Annotated in this window: 15 protein-coding genes and 4 pseudogenes; 12 read left to right on the top strand and 7 right to left on the bottom strand. The window is 68.4% G+C overall.

Features of this window, described 5'->3' with window-relative positions; translation table 11 throughout:
- Window positions 1-186: 186 nt before the first annotated feature.
- Window positions 187-414 (bottom strand): helix-turn-helix domain-containing protein, encoded by a 228-nt coding sequence (locus tag ACFZDJ_RS12135; RefSeq protein WP_390931867.1) that lies wholly within the window; start codon window positions 412-414, stop codon window positions 187-189.
- 225 nt (window positions 415-639) lie between these two features.
- Between ACFZDJ_RS12135 and ACFZDJ_RS12130 the strand changes: the two genes are divergently transcribed.
- From ACFZDJ_RS12130 to ACFZDJ_RS12120, 3 genes are read left to right on the top strand one after another with little or no spacing between them, the layout of a single operon-like run.
- Window positions 640-1,779: a site-specific integrase gene (locus ACFZDJ_RS12130; protein ID WP_391058179.1), complete on the top strand. Its 1,140-nt coding sequence runs from the start codon at window positions 640-642 to the stop codon at window positions 1,777-1,779.
- Window positions 1,780-1,783: 4 nt separating this feature from the next.
- Window positions 1,784-2,077 (top strand): CocE/NonD family hydrolase, encoded by a 294-nt coding sequence (locus ACFZDJ_RS12125; protein WP_390931865.1) that lies wholly within the window; start codon window positions 1,784-1,786, stop codon window positions 2,075-2,077.
- On the top strand, window positions 2,074-2,256 hold the full coding sequence (locus ACFZDJ_RS12120; RefSeq protein ID WP_390931191.1) for a hypothetical protein: 183 nt from the start codon (window positions 2,074-2,076) through the stop codon (window positions 2,254-2,256). Before ACFZDJ_RS12125 ends, ACFZDJ_RS12120 begins: the two co-directional genes overlap by 4 nt.
- Window positions 2,257-2,358: 102 nt before the next feature.
- Here ACFZDJ_RS12120 and rarD read toward each other — a convergent pair whose 3' ends face one another.
- Complete coding sequence (gene rarD, locus ACFZDJ_RS12115; RefSeq protein WP_391058176.1) at window positions 2,359-3,294, bottom strand: EamA family transporter RarD; 936 nt, start codon at window positions 3,292-3,294, stop codon at window positions 2,359-2,361.
- Between the two features lie 134 nt (window positions 3,295-3,428).
- Here rarD and ACFZDJ_RS12110 point away from each other — a divergent pair, with 134 nt between their 5' ends.
- Complete coding sequence (locus ACFZDJ_RS12110) at window positions 3,429-4,334, top strand: LysR substrate-binding domain-containing protein (protein ID WP_391058173.1); 906 nt, start codon at window positions 3,429-3,431, stop codon at window positions 4,332-4,334.
- A gap of 605 nt (window positions 4,335-4,939) precedes the next feature.
- Window positions 4,940-5,581: a hypothetical protein gene (locus ACFZDJ_RS12105; protein ID WP_391059128.1), complete on the top strand. Its 642-nt coding sequence runs from the start codon at window positions 4,940-4,942 to the stop codon at window positions 5,579-5,581.
- A gap of 135 nt (window positions 5,582-5,716) precedes the next feature.
- Here ACFZDJ_RS12105 and ACFZDJ_RS12100 read toward each other — a convergent pair whose 3' ends face one another.
- Together ACFZDJ_RS12100 and ACFZDJ_RS12095 are read right to left on the bottom strand one after the other, a co-directional pair.
- Window positions 5,717-5,848, bottom strand: coding sequence for a hypothetical protein (locus ACFZDJ_RS12100; RefSeq protein WP_391058170.1), 132 nt, complete (start codon window positions 5,846-5,848; stop codon window positions 5,717-5,719).
- A 277-nt stretch (window positions 5,849-6,125) separates the two neighbouring features.
- Window positions 6,126-7,199, bottom strand: a complete 1,074-nt coding sequence (locus tag ACFZDJ_RS12095) for an enoyl-CoA hydratase-related protein (RefSeq protein WP_391058168.1) — start codon at window positions 7,197-7,199, stop codon at window positions 6,126-6,128.
- Between the two features lie 94 nt (window positions 7,200-7,293).
- On the opposite strand from ACFZDJ_RS12095, the gene ACFZDJ_RS12090 reads away from it, so the two are divergent.
- Both ACFZDJ_RS12090 and ACFZDJ_RS12085 read left to right on the top strand, forming a co-directional pair.
- Window positions 7,294-8,538, top strand: a complete 1,245-nt coding sequence (locus ACFZDJ_RS12090; RefSeq protein WP_391058166.1) for a CoA transferase — start codon at window positions 7,294-7,296, stop codon at window positions 8,536-8,538.
- Window positions 8,535-9,995 (top strand): amidohydrolase family protein, encoded by a 1,461-nt coding sequence (locus ACFZDJ_RS12085; RefSeq protein ID WP_391058163.1) that lies wholly within the window; start codon window positions 8,535-8,537, stop codon window positions 9,993-9,995. Before ACFZDJ_RS12090 ends, ACFZDJ_RS12085 begins: the two co-directional genes overlap by 4 nt.
- Window positions 9,996-10,081: 86 nt before the next feature.
- Here the strand turns inward: ACFZDJ_RS12085 and ACFZDJ_RS12080 are convergent.
- A pseudogene (locus ACFZDJ_RS12080) lies at window positions 10,082-10,468 on the bottom strand (MFS transporter); the annotation flags it as partial.
- Window positions 10,469-12,403: 1,935 nt separating this feature from the next.
- Here ACFZDJ_RS12080 and ACFZDJ_RS12075 point away from each other — a divergent pair.
- Window positions 12,404-13,633, top strand: a complete 1,230-nt coding sequence (locus ACFZDJ_RS12075; protein ID WP_391058160.1) for a cytochrome P450 — start codon at window positions 12,404-12,406, stop codon at window positions 13,631-13,633.
- Here the strand turns inward: ACFZDJ_RS12075 and ACFZDJ_RS12070 are convergent.
- Window positions 13,623-13,991 (bottom strand): metal ABC transporter solute-binding protein, Zn/Mn family, encoded by a 369-nt coding sequence (locus tag ACFZDJ_RS12070; protein ID WP_391058157.1) that lies wholly within the window; start codon window positions 13,989-13,991, stop codon window positions 13,623-13,625. The two genes, ACFZDJ_RS12075 and ACFZDJ_RS12070, sit on opposite strands and share 11 nt — an antisense overlap.
- 989 nt (window positions 13,992-14,980) lie before the next feature.
- Between ACFZDJ_RS12070 and ACFZDJ_RS12065 the strand changes: the two are divergent.
- The 4 genes and pseudogenes from ACFZDJ_RS12065 to ACFZDJ_RS12050 form a co-directional block, all read left to right on the top strand.
- Window positions 14,981-15,547 (top strand): annotated as a pseudogene (locus ACFZDJ_RS12065) (CocE/NonD family hydrolase); the annotation flags it as partial.
- A 101-nt stretch (window positions 15,548-15,648) separates the two neighbouring features.
- Window positions 15,649-15,951 (top strand): annotated as a pseudogene (locus tag ACFZDJ_RS12060) (alpha/beta hydrolase); the annotation flags it as partial.
- Window positions 15,872-16,078, top strand: a pseudogene (locus tag ACFZDJ_RS12055) (alpha/beta hydrolase fold domain-containing protein); the annotation flags it as partial. The pseudogenes ACFZDJ_RS12060 and ACFZDJ_RS12055, both read left to right, overlap by 80 nt.
- 28 nt (window positions 16,079-16,106) lie before the next feature.
- On the top strand, window positions 16,107-16,418 hold the full coding sequence (locus tag ACFZDJ_RS12050) for an alpha/beta hydrolase fold domain-containing protein (protein WP_391059125.1): 312 nt from the start codon (window positions 16,107-16,109) through the stop codon (window positions 16,416-16,418).
- Window positions 16,419-16,448: 30 nt separating this feature from the next.
- Here the strand turns inward: ACFZDJ_RS12050 and ACFZDJ_RS12045 are convergent, their stop codons facing one another.
- Entirely contained in the window at window positions 16,449-17,054 is a 606-nt protein-coding gene (locus tag ACFZDJ_RS12045; RefSeq protein WP_391058155.1) for a TetR family transcriptional regulator, read from the bottom strand.
- Window positions 17,055-17,258: the final 204 nt, after the last annotated feature.

Raw genomic sequence — 17,258 nt, 5'->3', positions numbered from 1 at the left:
CTGGAAGGGGGGTGAAGTGCCCACGGTCGGCACCACAACCGGCCTCCTACGCACGGTAGTGCGGCAAGGGCTGGGCGCCTCGACGGTCACCTGCACGCCATACGCGCGAGCCTCAGGACGAACCGCCAGACAGCGACGACAGACCACCCCACCCGCACGCCTGACAGACTCACGATCCTCGGATTGTCACCTCGAACTATCGGGGGCGGATTTACCGGATTCTTCCTGAGCGATGTGATTGACGAGTTTCCCCGGTTCTACATCGAGCCCTGCAGCGATGTCCAAGAGCGTAAGAACGCTGGGGCTGCGCTGTCCGTGCTCGATATAGATGAGGCCACGAAAGCTCAGCCCGCTGCGTTCTGCGAGTTCTTCCAGGCTGTATCCCCGCCCCTCTCTCAGGCGACGGATTTGCATACCCAGGGACAGGAGTCGCGGGTCCGGTGACGGTTCACGTGCTGGCACACCGTGACTCGACCGTCACACCTTTGCGTGCACCATGAACAGCTGTGCATAACTACTGGTTGTAGCGGACAGTATCGGTCTGGCGGACAGCAGCAGGGCTGCCGCGCACGTCGCCAGGCCAGGGCGAAAGGGTCGGCGACGGGTCCAGTACCCAGCTCAGTTTCGTGGGCAGGACACATGAGCAAGCCAATCGAGCCGTTCGACCGCTGGCACAAGAGATATCCAAAACCAGAACGCGGTGAGACACCGTGCCAATGCGGTACGCCGCAGCAGCCTCTGTACCCGTCTGCGGACCACGACCGAGGCCATCGCTGGCAGGCCCGATACACCGACTACTCAGGAAGGGAGAAGCGGCCGGCCTTTGCCAGCTGGCAGGAAGCCCGCGGCTGCCTGAACAGGGTGCTCATGGAATCCGAAAGGCAGGCGTCACGTGACAATAATCCGGGCAGCCTGCAGGTCGAATACTTCGCAACCGAGATGATGCAGAGGAGACGCAAGCGGAAGAAGAACACCAATACCTGCGACACCTACGAAAGCCATCTCCGCAGCCACATCCTGCCGTTCGTCGGCCACCGCCCTGCAAGCAGCCTACGCCGTCCCGATTCCATGGCCTTCGTCGACCACCTCCTCGACAAGCAAGGCATCGACTCGGCCCGTACCGTCGTCCAGATCTTCAAGACCTGGCGCATCCTCATGCACTACATGCTGGACGAGGATGTCCTACTCCCTGCCAACATCGTGGCGCGGATCGATCTCCCGGACGTCACACCACGCGTCAAGGTCGCACTGTCTCCTGGGCAGGTCGCAGCAGTCGCAGCAGCGATGCAGAAGGTAGCGCCCCGCTATGAGGTTCTGATCTGGCTCGGAGCCTGTGCCGGGCTACGCCAGGGCGAGGCCTTCGGGCTGAAACGACCTCAGGTCGCCTGGGGACACGACCTGCTTCACATCGAAGAGCAACGGCAGCGCGGCAAAGCCGTACGCCTCAAGACCAAGGCCAGTTACGCCACCTTGCCGGTGGATCACTTCCTGATCGAGCGGCTGGCACAACACGTGTCACGATTCTCCGAGCCGGAGCCCGTCTCGTCAGGCGCCGAGCGCCGACGTCGGGCACGCGGCTACGTCGAGCCGCCAGACGAGGGCCTGCTCGTCACAAACCGTTTATCCTCCGATGAACCTCGGCAGCCACCTCGTCCAGCGCATACTGCACCTGCCCCCACCCCTCACCAGGAACCTGACCGTCGAACGCGACCTGCGCGTCCCGATGCGCGACTGGGCAGTTCTGCTGGCCGACCGCTGAGCCCCCAGGACAGGCGGTGACGGCCTGCCGACCGCCCTCATCCGCGTCCCCTACGGCAGGGCGGGCATGCTCGCCAACTCGCTGGCCCGGCCGCTGGCCGAACGCGGCTTCCAGGTGCTTATCCAGAGCACCCGCGGCACCTTAGGCTCCGACGGCCCCTTCGACCAGCTACGGCGCGAGCGCGAGGACGACCTCGACACCCTCGACTGGGTGATCAAGCAGCCCTGGTTCGGCGAGTCAATGATCCTTTACGGCCCTACCTCGGCTTCGTCCAGTGGGCCGTCGCCGACGCCGTACCACCCCAGGTCAAGGCCGTGATCCCGATCGTCTCCGAATCGGCTCTCACCCTGGAATTCCTCCGCGCGGACGGCTTCTCCCTGGAGACCCCGTTCGGCTGGGCCGTCCAGGTCGAAGGACAAGAACGCCGGTTCGCGATGGCACGCGCGATGCTGGGCGCGAAGAAGGTGCAACGCGCCTTGCACACGCTGCCCCTGTGAACCCGGCCGGGACCGCGTGGGCTTCGAGGGGCCGGGACCAGCCCGCCGTCACCCGAACGAGCGGTTACGCGGCACCCTCGATCTCGGCCCGCAGCCGCTGGGTCACGGGCGTGCGCTGTCGACCTGAGGGGCGGGCTGCTTCGGCGCGGCGGGTTCTTTTGCTGCCGATTCAAGCGCGAGAAGAACGAGTCCGGCGCAGATCGGGATGTAGACGAAGGTGTCAGCCGACTGCCACGGCTCGCCCAGGAACGTCAGGGAAACCAGCACCAGCAGCACCGGCTCGACGTAGCTGAGCACTCCGAACAGGGAGAACGGCAGGACACGGCTGGCGGTCAGGTACAGCGCGAATCCGGCGGCACTGAGAAGCCCAAGCAGGACAAGTCCGGCGATCAGCTGTGGGCGGTGGGTGACCGTGCCGAGCGACGGCTTGGCCGCCAGGACGAAGACCGAGAAGGGGAGCATCGCGCTGAGCTCGAAGAGCTGGGCTGCGGCGGAGTCCAAGGCGAAGGCGCGTCGGCTGATGAAGTAGAGCGGAAGCCCCAGTGCGACGAGCAGGGTGGGCCAGCGCAGCCCGCCGGCGACGACTACGGCCGCCGTGACTCCGGCAGCGGCGCAGAGCACGGCCGCGATCCGCCAGCGGGAGAGCTTCTCGCGGTAGACCGCGACGCTGACCACCACCATGACCAGCGGCAGGATGAGATAGCCCAGAGAGAGATCGAGGCCGTGCCCGCTCTGGGGCGCCCATCCGAAAAGCCACAGTTGCAGCCCCAGGAGAGCGGCGTCCACGACCAGGACGCCGGCCAGATGCGGTGTTGCGCGCAGACGGCCGACTAGCGCCGCGGCCTGGTCCCACATCCGCGCCGCGCAGAAGAAGGCAGCCAAGAAGGCGACCATCGCGATGATGCGGTATCCCAGGATCTGCTCGGGATCCAGCGGCAGAAGGTGCGGGGGGATCATGAAAATGATTCCGAAGATGACCGACGCTCCGACCGAGGACAAAATCCCGGACGCAGGGACGGAGGAGGTACGCGCGTTCATGTGAGCGTAGGGACTTTCCGGGAGGCGGGGAGCGTGAGATGCCCTGGGACCGACCAGCGGCGACCTCCAGCGTCTCCCACCTCGCTGGTAAGGACCAGCGATGAATGATGGAGCTGATTCATTAGAATTTGTGGATGGTTCTGTCTGATCTCCGCCGCCTGAGGATGCTTCGCGAACTCGCCGAGCGGGGGACCCTCGCCGCCGTGGCCGCCGCGATCGGCTACAGCCCCTCGGCGGTCTCCCAGCAGCTGGCAGTACTGGAGCGGGAAGTCGGTGCCCGCCTGGTTGAGCCGGCCGGACGGGGAGTTCGGCTCACCGACGCCGGAAAAGTGCTCGCCCGTCACGCCGCCGTCCTGCTGAACGTCGCCGAAACCGCCGAAACCGAACTGGCGAACCTGAACCAGGAAGTCCGCGGCAGGATCCGAGCCGTGGGCCTGCAATCGGCAGCCCGCCGTCTGCTCATCCCCGCGCTGGTGGAAGTGGCACGCTCGCACCCACTCGTCGAGGTCGAGATCACCGAACTCGAACTCGAAGTGGCCCTGCCCGAGCTGCGCCTGGGAACCGTCGACCTTGTCATCAGCGACGAGTACGAAGGCTATCCCCGCCCGCGCCCCGACGGCGTGGACCATCACCTGCTCCTTCGCGAAGGGACACGCCTGGTTCTGCCGGCAGGCCATCCACTCGCCGCCCGCCCCGGGCCCGTTGCTCTTTCCTCGCTGCGCCACGAGGTATGGGCTTCCTCAAGCAGCGGTACCGGACACCACGCAATGATCATCGGGATCTGCCGGGCGCACGGAGGATTTGACCCCGACCTCCGACACCGATCCAACGATGCCGACGTCCAGCTCGAACTCGTCCGCAGCGCAGGCGCAGTGACCCTGCTGCCTGACCTGACCCTGCCAGCCGCAGACCCGCGCCTGGCCATTCGCGACATCGTCGGTACCAGCCTGACCCGACGGCTCTACGCCGTGATCCGCCAACAGTCCCAAACCTCACCAGCGCTCAACGCCTACATCGAAGCCCTGCACCAGCAGAGCTGATCCTGCCGGCGCCTGAACTTCGGTCGCGGGTCGGATGGAGGGGCCGCCGGGGGAGGCGGCGGGTCATCAGCGTGACGGCCGCGAGGGTGAGCATCGCCTCGGGGTGTTCGGGGCGGGCCTCGTGGACACGGACATTGCGCCGCGCGTTCGACAGCCACGCCAGGCTCCTCTCATCTCACCTGAATCGTATGCGCAGAGCATCGCAACGGGCACTGACAGGGCCCTCCCCGCAGACCGCACGGGAGAACCGCATTCGGGCTGACACCCGAAAGGTTCCCGCCTGTCGGCAAACGCCATCGTTTGATGACAGGCGGGCGATGCGCCCAATGAACCCGTGCAATCCAGGGGGTTCGAGGCGGCGCGAATCCAATCAGATCCGATAGTGATTGCTGACAGGGTTTGACGACAGATAGGGTCCATTTTTCCGTACGGAAGGGGCCCTCGGTGGCGAACCTGGTCTACAAGCGGGTCTCGACCGACCAGCAGTCGACGGCCCGGCAGAACCTCGTCCTGGACGAGGCCGGGATCAAAGACCCGGTCGTTTTCGAGGAGGACCCGGGCACCGCCAGCCGCCTCCCCCCCTCCAGCGGCCGAAGTTCCGCAAACTGCTCACTTACGCACGGCCGGGCGACACCGTCCACATCTCCGAGATGTTCCGCCTCGTGCGCGGCACCGGCCACATCCTCGACGTGCTCGACGTCCTCCACGGTGACCAGGTCGCGCTGCGCATCCACGACGGCGCGTTCTCCGCGATGCGGGGCCACACCGACACCACCGTGAAGCTCACCGCCGGCAAGCACAATCTCGGTCGCCACGGCAGGGCATCGGCCGCCCTTGCTGCCGACCTGGAGCCCGCCGAGCGCGTCGTGCTCGACCAGGGGGTGACCGTACGACGAGGCCAGGGCTACACACCGTCACCGGCGCCTCGCGCGAGCTCCTCCTCGACCGGCGCCGGACAGGAAGACCCGGAGCTGATCCGTGCCCTTCTTGGCCCGCGTCAGCACCGTCCCGGCGGTACACCGCCAACTCCTCGACCGCTGCCAGCCGCTCGACAACGCCGCGGCGATCCCGGCACAGCGCAAGGCCGGCCGCGAGTACGCGAACCGCGTCACCGCTCGCCTCGGCAGCCCGGAGCCGTCGTACGTCAACTCCCGTTGGAGGTCGCGCTGGAGTTCGCCGGCGGCGGCGAGGGTCTGCACCCCTGCCCGCTCGCCACCCGCGTACCGGAGAGCTGCTGTCCACCGTGACGCCGTGCGCACCGCGTACCTGGAGGGCCGCTCGATCGCCGCCCTCGCCCGCGACCACGGCGTCAGCCGCGGCGCGATCCGCACGGCCGTCGCCGACCTCATGCCCGACCACGCCGCCACCCGGATCGAGAAGTTTCACGCGGCCGCGACGATCACCGCGATAAGGCCTGCCTGCTTGGACATCACGACGCGCAGGGACATCCAACGCCCCTGGCGCCGGTCGGCGGCCTTGCTTCCATCGGCGCGGACGGGCCCGAACTCCCCCATCGCTGCCCGTCCTTTCGCGTCCGGCGCCTCCCTGCACCGCCCGCGACTGCACGGCCAGGTTTGTGCGCGTTTCATCCGTGCTCCGAACCGTCCCAGTTCGACATCGAAATTAGATACATAGAGAGTTAGCCAACTCTTGCAACGTCAAGCAAGAGATTCCCTCATTACCTTTAACTACATCGAAATGTGGCACGCATTCCTTACTCCTCATGGTGGGGTCAGGGTGGCGCACAGGACCTCGATGACGGCTGGATGGCTCGCCCGCGCCGTCCGGAACTCATGAGGACGTTGCGTCCAGACCGTCGATCAGCCCCCATGACAGCGCGGTCGTCGCGTCCAGGGCCGTACCGGTGAGCGCAAGGTGGAGAGCCCGCCACCGCCCGATCCGGCGCGGAATGCTGACGGTGCCGCCCGCGCCGGGAATCAATCCCATGCCGATCTCCGGGAGTCGGAACGTGGTACCGGGCGCGGCCCTGACCGTTCCCGCGAAGGCGGGCAGCTCGATGCCGGAACCCACACACGTGCCATGCACCCGTGCTTCCACACGCGCCCGCTGTTCGTGCAGGAGCCGTCCGGCGCCCGCCCGGGTGCGGACGAAGTGAGCGACGACGGGGTCCTGTGCCGTGCCGAACTCGTCCAGGTCACCGCCCGAGCAGAACGCGGGACCAGCGCCCTTGAGCAGCACGCGGGAGATGGTGCCGTCGAGGGTGGCAAGGGTGAGGGCCTCGATCAGGGCGTCCCGCATGTGCCGGTCATAGGCGTTGCGCCGTTCCGGCCGGTTGAGGACCACCTCCAGTACGTCTCCCTCCCGGCTGACCAGTACGGGATCGCGCACGGGCGCCGGCTGCGGACGCGGACCCCGCGTGCCGAGCCAGCGCCGGAACCCGGCGCCGCCGAGCAGGGACGAGTACGCCAGCGACTCCGCGTCCAGGGCATCGCGCACCGGAAGCGACTCGGTCATGCGCAGGAGGGCGGCCAGTACGAGGGCGGGCTGCGGGTTGGCCGTCACGGCGGCCACGATCTCGGTCAGGGCGGTGGCGGGGTCGGACGCGGGGACGAAGGCTCGGTCGTCCGACGGCGGTTCGTGCCTGGTGAGCGTCAGGTCGAGGGCCCTCGCCAGCGCCACCGCTTCGGGAGGCTGTTCGCCCCGAGCCGCCTGAGAGACCCCGACGAGGATGCGGTCACAGGTCCGGGCACGGCGGACTGCTGCGGCGACTGCCTCGGGAGCGATCGGTTCATCGAGGACGACTGCCAGCACGGGGGTCATGGCCCGCGCGCTCGCGTCCAGCAAAGGAGTGTGCGCCGCACCGTCCGCCAACTGTGCCGGACTGATCGAGGGCACGGACGTCATCGAAGCCACGCTCCTTCAAGGTCACGGCACGGGACCGCGAGTGTATCGTCGGCCTAGTGTCGACCGTCATGTCGGATTCCTACTGCTCATCGTCATGAATCTGCCCCCTTCGCCCTTGGCCGACTGGGCGTCCAGCGGCATCGTGTCGCTCACCGGACGCGCGGACGGACCACCCCTCGTGCCTCCCGGACGCGCGGCCACGTATGCCCGCGAACTGTCCGAACGGATCTACGAGCTGACGGCCTGCACTCCCTCGCCCGTGCGGGTCGACGGCGCCGGGCTGCTTGCCGAGCGGGCCGCGTTCACCGGCCACTCGCGGCGCGGCCGGACCTCGCCCGGTGGCGCGTGCCGGCTGCTTCCCGTCGCGGACGGCTGGGCTGCGGTCTCGTGCGCCCGCGTCGACGATCCGGCCCTGCTCGGCGCCCTGGTCGGCTCAGAGCTGACCGGCGATCCCTGGCCGGCTGTCGCGTCCTGGCTGCGGGACCACAGCGGTGCCGAACTGGCGGAGCGCGCCGAACTGCTCGGCCTCGCGGCCGGTACGGTCGCGTCCCCTGCTACCGCCCCTCCCGCCCGATCGCCGTCGCACCTGGTATCCCGGCCCGTGGACGGCCTGCTCGTGGTGGACTTCAGCGCCCTGTGGGCCGGGCCGTTGTGCAGTCACCTGCTCGGGCTGGCCGGCGCTCGTATCGTCAAGGTGGAGACTCCGAGCCGCCCGGACGGGTCCCGCCGCGGACAGCCCGACTTCTATCGGCTGTTGCACGCGGGACACCGGTCCGTCGTCCTCGATCCGGATACCGCGTCGGGCCGGCGTGCCCTGGCCGCGCTCGTGGCTGCGGCCGACATCGTCGTCGAGGCGTCCCGTCCGCGCGCGCTGGCCCGCTTTGGGCTCGACGCGTGGGCCGCAGTGGCCGCGGGCACCACCTGGGTCTCCCTCACCGCCGCCGGGCGCGCGAGCGGACGGATCGGGTTCGGTGACGACGTCGCGGCCACCGCCGGACTCGTCGCCCGGGAACCCGACGGCACCCCGCTCTTCTGCGGGGACGCCATCGCCGATCCGCTCACCGGGCTCACGGCCGCCGCGCGTGCGCTCTCCGCTCCCGCCGACGGCAGCGGCTTCTTGCACGACATCGCGATGACCGATGTCGTCGGTGCCACGCTGGCCCAGGACCCGCGACCCGCCGCTGCCGCTCGCCGTTCCACGACGGGGTGGGTCGTGGAGACGGACCGCGGGTGGATCCCCGTCGCGGCCCCCCGGCGGCGCGAACCGGCCGGAGACGCACCCAGCATGGGCGAGAACACCGCCGAGGTGCTGCGCGATCTTGGAATCCCCGCGCTATGAGCCGCCTCCGCCGCGTCATCAACCTCCTCTTGCACGACGCCGAACTCGAAGACGGCCGCCGGGCCGATGTACGTGTCGTGGACGGACGCATCGCGGCCGTGGCCCCGAACCTGTCCCGCAGTTCCGGGGAGGAGACCGTCGACTGCCGCGGTGGCGCGTTGCTGCCCGGTTTGGCCGACCACCATCTCCACCTGCACGCTCTCGCCGCGCATCGGCGCTCGGTCCGGTGCGGCCCGCCCGTCGTGCGGGACCGACACGGCCTCGCCACCGCGCTCGCCTCGGCGGCCCCCGCCGCGCACGGCTGGGTCCGCGGCGTCGGCTACCACGAGACGGTCGCCGGAGATCTCGACGCCGCCGCACTGGACGCCATCCATCCGCACCGTCCCGTACGCGTCCAGCATCGCAGCGGCGCCCTCTGGATACTCAACTCTCTTGCCTCGAGGGCCGTTTCTCTCGATGCCGGTGACCATCCGGGGATCGAGCGGGACGCCTGCGGGAAACCGACCGGCCGGTTGTGGCGCGCCGACGACTGGCTGCGCGGTCGGCTCCCGCGCACCGCGCCGCCAGGCCTTGCCGCCGTCGGGGAGGAGCTCGCCCGCTTCGGCATCACCTCGGTGACCGACGCCACGCCCGATCTCGCCCCGGAGGCGCTGGCCGCCCTCACCGGCGACATGGGGAGCGGGCTGCTCCCGCAGCGGGTTCTCCTGCTGGGTGCACCGCTGGACTTCGCGGCCGACGGCTCTTCACCGGGGCACCCGGCCGTCGGCCCGTACAAGATCGTGCTGGCCGACTCGGGGCTTCCCGCGCTCGACGACCTGGTCAAGCGCATCCGTGCGGCGCACGCTGTCGGCCGTGCCGTCGCCGTGCATGTCGTGACCCGAGAGGCGCTCGTACTGCTGCTGGTGGCGCTGCGGGAGACGGGCGCCCTGCCCGGTGACCGCATCGAACACGCCGCCCTGGTTCCCAGGGAGTTGATCGCCGACATCGCCGTTCTGGGAGTGCGGGTGGTGACCCAGCCCGGCTTCCTCGCCGACCGGGGCGACGACTACGTCCACGACGTGCCCGTCCCGGAGCACGCGGATCTGTATCGCTGCCGGTCTCTCCTTGAGCACGATGTACGGCTGGCCCTGTCCTCCGACGCCCCCTACGGTCCGCTCGACCCATGGGGCGTCATCGCGGCGGCCGTACGACGCACGATCCCGGGCGGACAAGTCGTCGGCCCGCAGGAGGGCCTCACCCCGGCCGCCGCCCTCGACGCGTTTCTGAGTGCCCTCGACGATCCCGGCGGACCGCCCCGACGTGTCGGGGTCGGTGCAGTCGCCGATCTGGTCCTGCTGCATGCCGGGCGGACCGAGGTACTCGCTGCTGCCGGGGTGGAGTTCGTCCGGACGACCTTTATGGGAGACCTTTCTGCGAACGTGCGCGCGCCCGGCCCAGTAACCGGCCGTATCAGGTGAGCTCGGCCGTCGCCGGCTCCGCACCGGCCCCTGGGGCGGCGTCGACGCGTGCCGGGGAACCACTCGTGACCGCCTTCTCTGTGTCCCCCGGCCTCCTCGGACAGCCGCTCCATGCCGCTGATGGTCTTCAGCGGCTTCTCCTTGACGAACAGCACGGCCATCAGGGCCAGCAGCGCGAAAGGCGTGGCGACGAGGAAGGGTTCGGCGGTGGCGACTCCGTAGGCGTGCTCGACGATGCCCCGCATCGGTGTCGGGCAGGGCGGTCATATCGGGTACGCCGCCCTCGCCGGCCTGACTACCGCCGGGCGCGACACCCGCCTCCTTGAGGCTCTTGGCCGTCTCGGATGCGACACGGTTGGCCAGATCGCGCCGAGCACGCTGGTGCCGATGGTGCCGCCCATGCTGCGGGAGAAGGACAACACCGAGGTCGCGGCGCCGAGTTCGGCAGCAGGGACGTCGTTCTGCGCGGCCAGCGGCGAAGGAGGAGCCCGCAACGGGGAGACCCTGCTTGGACCGGGAGGGACGATGTCCCGGTGGCGGTGGAGGATGTCGTCGGAACACCGACGAACACCGTCAGGCAGGGCCTCATGGCTGCCGAGGACGTCCAGTCGGCGCGTAGGTCACCCGAATCCGCCGCCGCCCGCTCTCACACACGCCACAGCTGCGCACCAGGGCGTGCCACGACCATCTCGGGTACGACTGCGTTGGCGGACAACTTCGTTACCGCCAGAGTCAGTTCGGCAATGTCGTCGACCCGGATCATCCGGCTCGGCTCGACCCGGTCACGGATCCACGCCGTCATGTCCGTATCGACATAACCGGGGCAGATCGCCAAGGCCGTGCCGGACCCAATGCCGCACCGCATCGGCTGAAGCGTGCTGGGCAGTTCTGGTCGGAACTCCCCCGCCTCGCTGCTGTCGCCGTTCCCAAGCAGCGGTCGGCCGACGGCGACGACGAGTTGGGGGGTCCGCGGTGCGATGCGGAACGCGACGTTCGGGGTCAGGGAAACGGAAGGGTCTCAGGCCCGAGTGCCGGCGCCAGTCCCCCGGCCGCCGCGAGGGTTAGCAGGCGCCGCACGGCCGCGTCGCCACCCTCGCCAAGGCCGGCCGTGAACTCATTGGCGTAGAGCCGATGTGTGCTGGTCGACGACCGCTGGGGCCATCTCCTGGGCATGTTCGAGGACGTGGAGGCCGGGAGAGCGGCCGTTCGTCCCCGGCGGCCCATGCGGACGAACGCAGGCACTCGGCGAGCGGAGGACAGACCGTCAGGACCTCAGGTGCCGTGGAGTGTTCGCAGCCCCAGCCTCATCGGTGAATCGAGATGGGAACAAGAATTCACTTGGCCCGCGAAATGTCCACACCGCGCACTGGCGCTGGACGGGCGCCGAGCACTGTGACGGAGTGGCAGCGGAGGAACCGTCCGTGGCGGCTTGCACGACGAAAAGATGAGTTACGTTCACGTCTACTCGGACGACGAGAGACAGAAGCTAGAAAGCAGCATGTTTGGAGGTCGCAAGCCCGTCTCCAGTGTGCCGATCGACATCTGCGGCCTGCGCGCCATCCGCCACGCCTGCGTCCGGGTTTGGACGCAAAGCGCAAACCTGTCCACCTTCAGGGCTGAGATGTTGAGCGGTGTTCAAGGTCTCGACTGAGGGGGAATGCGGGCCGGGTCTGACCGACCGCCCACTCATTTGACACCCGTTAAACTACTCGCTTTACTTCTTTGAAGCAGTCGGCTTACTTTTTGAAGGAGCCGGCGAATTTGGTGGTCGTCGTGGCGGCACAGGTCAACGGCGAGGTTGCTGGGAAGTAACGACACTGGCGGGCTGAGACGGTGCGATCGAGGCGAAGCAGGGCCACGTGGGAGTTAGCTCTGACCGCGGGCGAACGAACGCGGGGTCCATGCGGGCTGACCCGCGCCATCGCACGTAAGCACATCGACCAATGGAAACGTGTGCGGATGACGGTGGCCGCCGACACTGTCCGCTCCTCCGAGATCTGCGACCGGGTGTCCTGCCTGGCACGCTCAGGCACCGAACACCCGACAGTGCAGGGCAACTCCTTCTGGTTCGCACGATGCTGCCACCAGGTCACCTGTGCCCCAGCGCTGCACGACATTCTCATCAGCGAGTCTCTCGGCCACCCCTCGCTACGGCTGCTTCTGCTCGATCCGAACCAATGCGCGCCCGGTCTGCGACCAGTGGTCCGCACCGAGCGCTGGGCCATGGCTCCTCGTGGCACGCATGTCCGCCGGGCGCGAACGGGCGTTCACCGAAGGCGGCGCCGCCTGCCAGCTCACCTGGGAAAACCTCGCCACCAGCCTCGTAACGCCATCGCCGGACCGAGACCGGCCTGGGCGACTCCGTTACCACAGGAAGAGAACAACATGGAAAGGACAGTGCAGTAGCGATGAGCGACACAACGACCTCTGCGGGAGAGAACTCAGCAGAGATTCCAGCGTTTCCGATGTCCAAAAATACGGCGGCCTGCCCGTTCGATCCGGCCCCAGCCCTGTACACCCAGCGACAGGAGGGGCCGCTGACACGGGTGCGGTTGTGGAACGGCAGCACCCCGTGGTTGGTCACCGGCTACAACGATCAGCGGTCGGTGCTCGCGGACCCGCGGGTCAGCGCGAATCTCAACACTCCCGGCTTCCCGAGCACGTCACCACCCGTAGCCGCCGCGAAGACCAGCCTCTTCCGGATGGACGACCCGGAGCATGCCCGGCTGCGCCGAATGATCACCGCACCGTTCGCCATCAAGCGGGTCAACGCCATGCGCCCGGCAGTGCAGAAGATAGTGGACGACCAGATCGACGCGATGCTGGCCGGTCCAAAGCCGGTGGACCTGGTGGAAGCCTTCGCCCTACCGGTGCCCTCAGTGGTCATCTCCGAACTCCTCGGTGTCCCATACGACGCTCACGAGTTCTTCCAGGACAACAGCCAGATCATGGCCAGCCGCAACTCCACGCCCGAGCAGAAGTCCGGGGCCGTCAGGACACTGATCGAGTATCTGCACGGCCTGATCTCGGAAAAGGTCTCCAATCCCGGCGACGACCTGCTGTCGGGGTTGGCCGAGCCGATCAAGACCGGGGAGCTGACCCAGCAGGAGGCGGCCGGGTTGGGCATCCTGTTGCTGGCCGCTGGACATGAGACCACCGCCAACATGATCGCCCTGGGAACGCTGGCGCTGCTGCAACACCCCGACCAGCTCGCTCTTCTCCGCGAGTCCGAGGACCCGAAGGTGGTCACCTCCGCTGTGGAGGAGTTGTTGCGCTACCTGAACATCGCTCACGACGGGCGGCTACGCGCCGCGACGGAGGACTTCGAGGTCGCCGGCCAGATCATCCACGCCGGCGAGGGTCTGATCATGCCGAACGAGATCGGCAACCGTGACCCGGAAATCTTCGACGACCCAGACCGGCTGGACATCACCCGCGACGCGCGCCGCCACGTCGCCTTCGGCTTCGGCGTCCACCAGTGCCTCGGCCAGTCACTGGCCCGCGTGGAACTGCAGATCGTCTACAGCACCCTCTACAAGCGGATCCCCACCCTAAAGCTGGCCACCGAACTCGACCAGATTCCGTTCAAAGACGACGGAATAATCTATGGCGTCTACAAACTCCCCGTCACCTGGTAACCGGAGCGATCTGCTGTTCGATCGCGGACTTTTCCTGAGCCGTGGGGTCGGTGCCCTCGCTGATCGCGTCGAGGAAGAACTCCGGCGTGAGCATCTTGAGGCCCAGACCCTCGGCGAGGGGGGTGACGATCGACTCGGAGGCGCCGATGAGGGTGCCCGCGCACTTCGCCTTGATGTCGGCGATGATCTTGTTGTACGGAGCGAGGGCCGTGTCCTCGAAGGTCTTCTCCGGCGCATCGAAGTACGCGGCGTCGGCCGCGTCGATCCTTTTGTAGTCGGCGGTGATCTGCTCGATGACCTGGTGCACGTTGGCGGGCGAGTACCAGCGGTGCGGGTTGCCGCCCGGCTTGATGCCCACCAGGTCGCCGACCTTCGGATCGGTGCGGCCGCTCTCGGGGTTGCGGACAGCAGCTTGTCGGCCCAGGCGTCGTAGCCGATGCCGTTGACGACCGTGAACTGGGCGGGGGCGACGGTGCGGGGGTGGTGCATGGCGCCGTCACGACTGCACACTCAGCAAGCGGGCGAATCAGCCATGCGGCGGTGGATTTCCCGTTGATCACCGACGCTGGGGCTTGCGCTACCGGCCGCGCGGGGTGTTGGTCACCCGCGGCGGGGCACCAACGTGAACGGCTGCGAGCTGGGTGGCGCGGAACCTGACCCGGGACCAAACACGAATCACCGGACCAGACGCTCACTTAGCCGAACTCCGGTCCGCCGCTACCAGGGAGAGCGGCGGGCCGATCCAAAACCACCGTGCCACGGCATGGATTCGGACGCGCGGCACCGCCGCGATGCCTATCGTCGGCCGCGCCGGACCCGGACTCTTGATGTCGGCCGATGTCGAGGTCGGGCAGAGGTCGCACGATCCGCATGGAGGCCGAAGCGTGGAGCGGTTCGCGATGCCGCGTCAACTGTTGGCGTCGAGGAAGACTCTGCGCGCCCTCGACACGCTACCTCTGAACCGGGCGGACACCGCCGCCCTGGGCAACCGCTACCAGTACATCCAGGACATCCTCGACCATCCCAGCGACGACCCGTTCTGGTCAAGGCTCGACCACCGGGACACGGTGGCCGACATCAGCGTGCCGGCCAGCGTGATCGGCGGCTGGTACGACATCTTCCTGCCCGACCAGCTCCGCGACTGGCCCCTGGCCTCACGCCTCCATCGAGGCCGGCGGCATGGGCGCCAGCGAAGCGCTCGACTTCGGACTCGCCCTGTGCCGCGGCGAGCAGCCTGCCAAGCGTCCGCCAGTGCGCCTGTTCGTCATGGGGGAGGGCAAGTAGCGCGACTTCCCCTCCTGGCCGCCGCCCGGCTACACAGCCCAGCGCTTCCACCTCCACCCTGGAGCCGCCCTGGCATCCGAGCCGCCGCCCGCCGACGCCGCTCCCGACGGATACTGCTACGACCCAACCGACCCCACCGCGGCCGTCGGCGGCGTCCGTATGACGTTCGCCGCCGAGGCGGGCGCCGTCGGCCAGGCGAAGCTGGAGGCCCGCAACGACGTCCTGACCTACACCACCTCAGCCCTGGACGAGGACGCCGAGGTGATAGGAGACGTCAGTGCGGAGATCTGGTTCCGCTCCAGCCTTCCGCACGCGGATGTCTTCGTCCGGCTGTGCGACGTCGACGAGAAGGGCCGTTCCGTCAATGTCTGCGACGGCCTCATCGGCCTCAAGGGCGCCGACGAACTCTCCTGCGCGACTGTGCAGTTGTGGCCGACGGCACACCGCTTCAAGCGCGGCCACCGCATCCGCGTCCAGGTCTCCAGCGGCGCCTTCCCCCGCTTCAACCGCAACCCGGGCACCGGCGACCCCCGCGCCACGGCGACCCACCTGCGCACTGCGGACCAGCAGGTCTTCCACGACCCGAAACACCCTTCGGCTGTCATCCTGCCGGTCCGGCAGGCCGACTGAAGGCCAAAGCAGTCGCCGACGCACCTCCGCCGGAGCATCCCACGCACGGCGGCTGAAAGGCACTGCGCGCGGGCGAGTCCGGGCTGGCCGCCCTGGACGCCATGAAGCCCGAGTGGCCGTCGGTCGCTCGTGCGGATCACCACGCCGTCTCCCACGACGGCGCCGAGGTGATGGTGCGCTGGTACACCCCGGAGGGCTACGACACGTCCGAGGAGGGCCCAGCTGTCGTCTTCCTGCACGGCAGCGGCATGATCTCGGGGTCCGTGGCCCTGTTCGACCGCCTGGTCGCCGGATACACCGCCGGCAGCCGCGCCCCCTTCCTCTCTGTCGACTACCGCCGCGCGCCGGAGCATCCCCACCCGACCCCGGTCGAGGACGGGTACGCGGGTCTCGCATGGCTCTCCAAACACACCACACACCGCCGAACTCGGCGTCGCCCCCGCAAGGATTGCGCTGATGGGCGAGAGCACGGGTGGCGGAATCGCCGCCGGCTTGACCCTCATGCTGGACGACCGCAACACCGAGCCCGACCCGGCCCTGATGGCGACCGCCACATGGAATTACGACAACAACTACACCGGTTGGCAGGCCCTGCTCGGCGACGCGGTCGGCGGCCCCGGCGTGCCCGCTCACGCCGCCCCCGCTCGCCGAGGATCTGTCCGGACTGCGCCCGGCCTACATCGAGGTCGGCGAACTGGACATCTTCCGCGACGAGGACGCGGTCTACGCTCGCCGGCTGGCCGCCACCGGCACCTCCGTCGAACTGCACATCCACCCGGGCTGCCCGCACGCCTTCGACCACCTGGCTCCGCAGATCGATGTCGTCCAGCGGGCCCGAGCCGACCGGATCCGCGTCCTGACGAGCTTCTGACCACTCTCCCCGCTGCGGCGGTCCCGCGTGTCAGCCCAGGTCGCCTTGGACCAGAGCACGGCCGGGCAGGGCTGTGCCAGGGGCGCGCAGTCCGTCGAGGATCAGGGACGTTGCCCGGTGCAGCATCATGTCCGAGAGTTCTGCGTCGGCAGTCGGAAAGTGCTTGACCAGCAGCGACAGCAGCACGCTGATATCGCCCACGCCGATGTCCGCGCGTAGGCTGCCCTCCCTCTGCGCGGCAGCCACCAAGCCGTCGAGAAGTCCGAGGATCTCGTCCCTGACGCCCCCGATCTCCGGATCCCCGGTGATGATCGTGTGGGCCCGCTCCGACAACAGCGCCAGCTGGGACATCACACGCAACTCTCGCGAGTGCGCAAGGAGACGGGTGATGGTGTCCCACGCGGTCGGCTCCTGACCGGCTGCCGCCTGCACCTCGTCCAGCACACGTTCAAAGCTGTCTCGCGCCACGGCCCGGATCAGCGACTCACGGTCGGGGAACCGCCGGTAAAGGGTGCCCACGCCGACTCCGGCTCGCCGGGCGATCTCCTCCATCGGAACATCGGGGCCCTGCTCCTGAAACACCGCCTTCGCGCCCGCCAGGATCTGGTCGCGATTGCGCCGGGCGTCGGCTCTCATCGAGGCGTGCGAGTCAGCAGTCATGCGGCCGATTCTCGCAGGGCGACCGGCCGGTCGAACCTGAGAGGTGGGCGAATTTCGTCCGTTTCGATACGGTCGGATCTCAAAGCGGAAGAAACTCGTCCGAGCTGCCGAGCGCAGCGGAGCGTTTCTCCTGATCCGTCGCGCACGCCGCGCGCTCCTCCTCTACGTCCGCATCCGAAG

The sequence above is a fragment of the Streptomyces sp. NPDC007896 genome, assembly GCF_042959425.1.
Taxonomy (GTDB): Bacteria; Actinomycetota; Actinomycetes; order Streptomycetales; family Streptomycetaceae; genus Streptomyces.
Note: the sequence above shows the minus strand (reverse complement) of the source record. Positions and strands in the feature narration are given on the sequence as shown.

What these genes read in the sequence shown, in the direction of transcription:
- ACFZDJ_RS12135 (WP_390931867.1), bottom strand. Translation starts at nt 414, where the DNA reads ATGCAAATCCGTCGCCTGAGAGAGGGGCGGGGATACAGCCTGGAAGAA.
- ACFZDJ_RS12130 (WP_391058179.1), top strand. Translation starts at nt 640, where the DNA reads ATGAGCAAGCCAATCGAGCCGTTCGACCGCTGGCACAAGAGATATCCA.
- rarD (WP_391058176.1), bottom strand. Translation starts at nt 3,294, where the DNA reads ATGAACGCGCGTACCTCCTCCGTCCCTGCGTCCGGGATTTTGTCCTCG.
- ACFZDJ_RS12110 (WP_391058173.1), top strand. Translation starts at nt 3,429, where the DNA reads ATGGTTCTGTCTGATCTCCGCCGCCTGAGGATGCTTCGCGAACTCGCC.
- ACFZDJ_RS12100 (WP_391058170.1), bottom strand. Translation starts at nt 5,848, where the DNA reads ATGGGGGAGTTCGGGCCCGTCCGCGCCGATGGAAGCAAGGCCGCCGAC.
- ACFZDJ_RS12095 (WP_391058168.1), bottom strand. Translation starts at nt 7,199, where the DNA reads ATGACGTCCGTGCCCTCGATCAGTCCGGCACAGTTGGCGGACGGTGCG.
- ACFZDJ_RS12090 (WP_391058166.1), top strand. Translation starts at nt 7,294, where the DNA reads ATGAATCTGCCCCCTTCGCCCTTGGCCGACTGGGCGTCCAGCGGCATC.
- ACFZDJ_RS12085 (WP_391058163.1), top strand. Translation starts at nt 8,535, where the DNA reads ATGAGCCGCCTCCGCCGCGTCATCAACCTCCTCTTGCACGACGCCGAA.
- ACFZDJ_RS12075 (WP_391058160.1), top strand. Translation starts at nt 12,404, where the DNA reads ATGAGCGACACAACGACCTCTGCGGGAGAGAACTCAGCAGAGATTCCA.
- ACFZDJ_RS12045 (WP_391058155.1), bottom strand. Translation starts at nt 17,054, where the DNA reads ATGAGAGCCGACGCCCGGCGCAATCGCGACCAGATCCTGGCGGGCGCG.